At 37.7% G+C, this 5,147-nt stretch carries 4 protein-coding genes; 3 read left to right on the forward strand and 1 reads right to left on the reverse strand.

Going from position 1 to position 5,147, the window contains the following annotated elements; translation table 11 throughout:
- Window positions 1-101: 101 nt before the first annotated feature.
- The 3 genes from PHD84_10405 to PHD84_10415 all read left to right on the forward strand — a co-directional run bounded on the left by PHD84_10405 (window position 102) and on the right by PHD84_10415 (window position 4,389).
- Window positions 102-644 (forward strand): Spy/CpxP family protein refolding chaperone, encoded by a 543-nt coding sequence (locus PHD84_10405; GenBank protein ID MDD5638206.1) that lies wholly within the window; start codon window positions 102-104, stop codon window positions 642-644.
- A 921-nt stretch (window positions 645-1,565) separates the two neighbouring features.
- Window positions 1,566-2,993 (forward strand): ISLre2 family transposase, encoded by a 1,428-nt coding sequence (locus PHD84_10410; protein MDD5638207.1) that lies wholly within the window; start codon window positions 1,566-1,568, stop codon window positions 2,991-2,993.
- A gap of 358 nt (window positions 2,994-3,351) precedes the next feature.
- The gene (locus PHD84_10415; GenBank protein MDD5638208.1) at window positions 3,352-4,389 is read left to right on the forward strand and encodes a hypothetical protein; all 1,038 of its coding nucleotides are present in this window, start codon (window positions 3,352-3,354) and stop codon (window positions 4,387-4,389) included.
- Window positions 4,390-4,764: 375 nt separating this feature from the next.
- Here PHD84_10415 and PHD84_10420 read toward each other — a convergent pair.
- Window positions 4,765-5,147 (reverse strand): TraM recognition domain-containing protein (locus PHD84_10420; GenBank protein MDD5638209.1); only part of this gene is annotated, 383 nt, incomplete at its 5' end.

Consider the following 5,147-nt stretch of genomic DNA (forward strand, 5'->3'; position numbering starts at 1 on the left):
TTAATTTTTGTAATAAATATGAAAGAAAATAAGTTTTCTTTGCGTATAAATAGTTGAAGAGAAAATTTTACCAAGGAAACTAGGATAGGAGGTGACAGACAATGAATAAGAAGAGCATCCTTATCGTAGTAATCGCAGCCATTACCCTGGTCATCTTTACCATGACATCCTTTGCAGAGGAATACCCCAAGGGAGGCTTCTCCGGTAAACCGGGAACCTCTTGCTATCCCGGACAAGGTAGGCAACCTGCAGGTCAATGGAATGCCCGCCCCAACCGAAGTGATGAATTCAGAGATATGATGAATCTGGATCTTTCTCAGGAACAGGTCGCTGAAATCAGACAGATGATGTTGGACTTCCAAAAAGAGACCTTGGAACTGAGAAATCAGATCCAGGTCAAACAGTTGGAGCTGAAAGAACTGAGACTGGCCGCTGAAGTTGATATGGAACAAGTGAGGTCCAAACTGGAAGAAATTGCTGATCTTCAAGTAGAACTGAGGATGAAGGCTATTGAAAAACAGAATAAAGTGAAAGAGCTGCTGACTCCTGAACAGCTGGAAAACTTTAGCTTGGGTATCCCAATGCAGAGATTCGGCATGGGAGGCCATAACTTCAACCAGGATTATAAAGGAAACTGCTTGTAAATATATATTGATTAAATAGATAGAATTATTATAGAGGGAGAAGAAACTAAATTTTCTCCCTCTTTTTTTCTTCTATTAAAGCTTATATGCTTTTAATAATATTCTAATGTCAATTTTTTGAATAGTTGATTATGAGTAAGTGATTTCTTTCCCGATTTTGAAATATTATCAATGTACCTGTCTTGTATCTGCTATTTTTTGTTTTTTTTATTTTCGGATATCACGAATCTGCTACGGGAAAGGTTGGACAAAGATAATATTAATTTTGGAATCTAATTCAGAGTTGTTGAATTCATTCTATTTTAAGTAATATTAAGCAAAAGAGGAATTATTAAAGAATTCTTTTTCCTTAAAAGTTCTAAACACATCCAATAGGGGGAGTCTGGCTGGACCATAAGCAGAACTTTCTTCGTGGAGGTTATGATTACGTTTCATAATGGAAAAAACTATTTATGTATCCGTCACATAAATCTTAATTTATAAATATTCTGCAATTCCTCCACAATGCGGTTCCAACAACTTTTCATTTGGTTACTCCGATTACTGTACTCATAATTCGATTTGGGGGTTTTGTTGGTCCCTTGCAATTTCGGAAATAGAAACACAAATCCTTGATAGCATGTCTTTCCCGTTTTTTCTGTTTTACTTGCTATCATGACAATTAAGGTCAGCCTAGCTATCTTATGGACACCATTTTCAATTCTTTTCCCAAAAGATAGTATTTTGGATTATTATGTTTTTAAACTCTCATTGATTAACTATACTATATTAAAGTTTGATAAAACGATAGTGTAAAATTTTAGTAGGTGTTTTAAGATATCACTTGCCATTAAGTCAGCAAAAAAGGTAGACTTACCTCATAGAATAAAACAATAGAAAAAGAAGAAACATTCTTTTTCTAAAAGGAGGTAAATCTACCTAATGAAAGACTTATCTTTAACTATTACATTACCGTCTCTACAAGTGACTATAGCAGAAGACGAGCTGGATTTCCAGCACCTTGAAAAATTTGTTTTTCACCTAGCTAAAATTATAGGCCAGCACATTCTAACTAGCATATTACAGTTCCTTGACAATCAGTTAAGAAACCAAAGGCAAAGAGGCAAACTTTCCAACTGTGGAAAGCGCAATAAATACCTGTTGACCCTTCTGGGTAATATCAGCTACCAGAAGCATCTCTACCGGGATCAAGAAGGCCATTACCGTTATCTATTGGATGAAACCCTTGGCTTAAACCCCAATCAGCGTATGAGTACCCATTACCAGAAGATCACTGGCCTGTTCTCCTTTATTGCCGGCAGCTACCGTAATGCCCAAAGGTTTCTGGAGTACTGTTACGGGGATTCAGTCAGTTTTGAATGTATCCGCCAGCAGGTACAATCTCAGGGTAGTAAGATTCAACAACTAGAAGAATACGCCTTTGACCAAAATTTAGATAAAGCCCTCAAATCAACCTCTACCCCAGTTCAATCAGATCCCATCTATCTGGAGGTAGACGGTACCATGATTCACCTGCAAAAACAGAAGAAGAAAAAGGCAGAATTAAAACTGGCTATCATCCACAGGGGAAAAGAAAAACGTTATCTCACAGGAAAATCTCCTGCCAAAAAGCTCAAAGATAAATTAGCCTATGCCGGTCTTGGCCCGGGCAATGAATTTATGGCCCAGGTGAGCCTACTTGCCCAAGACAAATACCAGGTGTATGACCATAACCTCATCTTAGTCGGAGCAGATGGTGCTACCTGGATCAAAGAAGGAGCCCAGGATTATTTCCCTAATTGTATCTATCAGCTATGTCCCTTTCACCTAAAACGGAAACTAATCCAGACACTCTCCTATAACCGTAAAACAAAATCTGAGATCAATTCACTCTTACAAGAAGGCAATATTCCAGAGGCACTTCTGTTATTGGAAGAAGAAAAAACTAAGAATCCTCAGAAAGAAGATGAATTAAATCAACTATCAACCTATCTCACCAACAACTCTGAGGGAATCAATGCTGTAGATCGTCTGAAAGAGAAAGGATTACCTGTTGATACCATGGGTGCCATTGAGGGCAATATCGACAAGATCCTTACCAATCGCTTCAAGAAAAGGGGGATGAGCTGGAGCCCTTCCGGAGCACTGAACCTAGCCAAAATAGGACAATGGATCATCAATGATGACTGGGATGACTTCTGGCCTATCAAAGAGGAGGAGCTGACCTTAAAACAAATCAACCCCCAAGAAGAAGTTCACCTGCCCAAAGAGGATAAATATGATAGACAGTATTCTCTTCCGGTATTGGTAGGTCCCCACCAGGATAGGAGCTGGGTGAAACAATTAAAGGAGCTAATTAGTATTGGTTAATTAAAAAAAATAATAAGAATATAGGAGTGTACTATTAGAATGTATTACTATTATTATTCTCGTTTTGCTGTTAGAGATGACTTATCATCACATACACTTTAAGTTAATTTAATTTCCATAATTTTTGAGGTAAGGAAAAGTACCCACAAGTTGTTGACACAAACTGATAAAACAGCAAATTTGCTTGACATTTAAAAATTTGTTATTCTTTAATAGCAGCAAGTGATGAGGAATTTCCTCCGATCATTACCCTCATTAAAATAAATCCCAATTCCCTAAAAAGTAAACTGTAAAAATAATGTTAAATAAAACTATGAACAAAAAACAATATTTATATTCAAACTTATTTGCCTGGGGTTTGGTTCTATTCCTAATAACAAACCATATTTTTGGCTGGACAATTCCTACTGAAGATCCTCCAGGAGGGAATATAACACCCAGTTTTAGTCAATGGACAACCTCTGGTTCTAATATTTATTATAATGCCGGCAACGTCGGTATTGGAACCACGAATCCAGGAGCAAAACTGGAGATCGCAGGTCAGTTAAAGATGACGGGTGGTACGCCAGGAGTGGACAAAGTTTTAATTTCAGACGCCTCAGGATTAGCTTCTTGGGGGACTGTCGATGGAGGTGCTTGTGTATTGAGCGGAAACGATATCATCTGCAGTGGAATTCCAACTGGCAGCAATGGTTCATTATCCATAACTTACAATGGGGTGACCTGCCCAATCTGGAAAGATTGCGATGGTGATGGAAAAACCTATGGTAATGGCGATTGTGATGAATCATGTTCTACCTGCTATGTTGGATCTACGAGTTATACCACCAGCCCCGATGATAAGGATCAGGATTGTGATGGTGTTCTTAATAACGGTGATTTTGCGGAGTACTATCTATTTACTACTACAGAGACATACACTGGGTATTTAGGTTACCGATCGGGTGCTGATTCAAAATGTAACTCTGCGGCAAGTAAACCAGCCGATTGTTCTGGAAACGCTTATGCTTTCATTGGTACTTCTGCATCATACGAGATACGTGATATGCCTAGTTTTAGAAGTATAAGGACTGATCTTGCCTGGAAGTTTAAACAAGGAAGCAGTACAGCTGTTGCCGCTGCTAACAACTGGGCTGATTTACTGGATGGAAGCGTGAGTAATACACCGAGCAGTGGAGGTCTGAGTACGGGGTACTGGACATTTTCGTCTTCCAATGGAGCATGGATTTCCGCTTCCTCTTGTGCCGGTGCCGGTACATCAAGCGAGTCATCTAACGGAGAGTATGGTAGTAACAATGTCACCACTTCCGGTTGGCTACAGTCAAGCACAGCCACATGTAATACCTATCACCCCATTATTTGTTTTTGTGCCGGGCCAATCTCGGTGTACCGTTAGTCAGGGCGTTCGTGCTTATACAGAAAAATAACTTTTACTATTGATGAAGAAAAAGCCTTGCCTAATTCTCGATCTCTGATAGGAAATTAACAAGTTTTCTTGTTTTAAAAGCTTGGAGATAGTAATTTTAAGAGAAGTTTTTTATTAATTATTTAATTCAGTTTATTTTTTAATATAAGCTATAGAAAAATGATTTTATTTACACTATAGTCGGAATAGTATATCTAAACATCAGAGTAATTTAAAAATTGATGTTCACAAATACGAACTTCATATTTTGAGTAGAATGAGATATTAAACAAAAACGACTTCTACTCAAGCAGGTCAAACTACCCGATTACTACTTATCTTAGTGAAACATAATTTTTCATAATTCTAATTTTCACTAAAACTTTCATCCACCGACGCTAAAGTCTCTGCACTAAATGGTTGAGACGTTTGGCCGTCTATCATTAACTTAAGATAAATATTGTAAACCGAAAGATTAACCAGATGATCCTGGCTGAATACCGGATAAAATTCCTGATTTAGGAATTTAGCATCTTCTACTCCTAACCTAAAGGAAATTAAAGTCCCTACATTTCCTAAAATTGCCATCCTTATTTTTTCATCCATCTGTCCCAAATACTGGTTGCTTAAGATAAGGTTTAACCGGTATTTTCTTGCCTCAGAAAGAATGTCTATAAATGAATTAGTGGTAAAACTTTGAAACTCATCAACATAAAGATAAAAATCTTTTCTTTCTGCTTCCGGGATAT

It is taken from the genome of Atribacterota bacterium (assembly GCA_028717805.1).
Classification (GTDB): Bacteria; Atribacterota; Phoenicimicrobiia; order Phoenicimicrobiales; family Stramentimicrobiaceae; genus Stramentimicrobium.

Excerpts from the sequence above, each read along its gene's own strand:
- PHD84_10405 (MDD5638206.1), top strand. The coding sequence starts at position 102 with ATGAATAAGAAGAGCATCCTTATCGTAGTAATCGCAGCCATTACCCTG.
- PHD84_10410 (MDD5638207.1), top strand. The coding sequence starts at position 1,566 with ATGAAAGACTTATCTTTAACTATTACATTACCGTCTCTACAAGTGACT.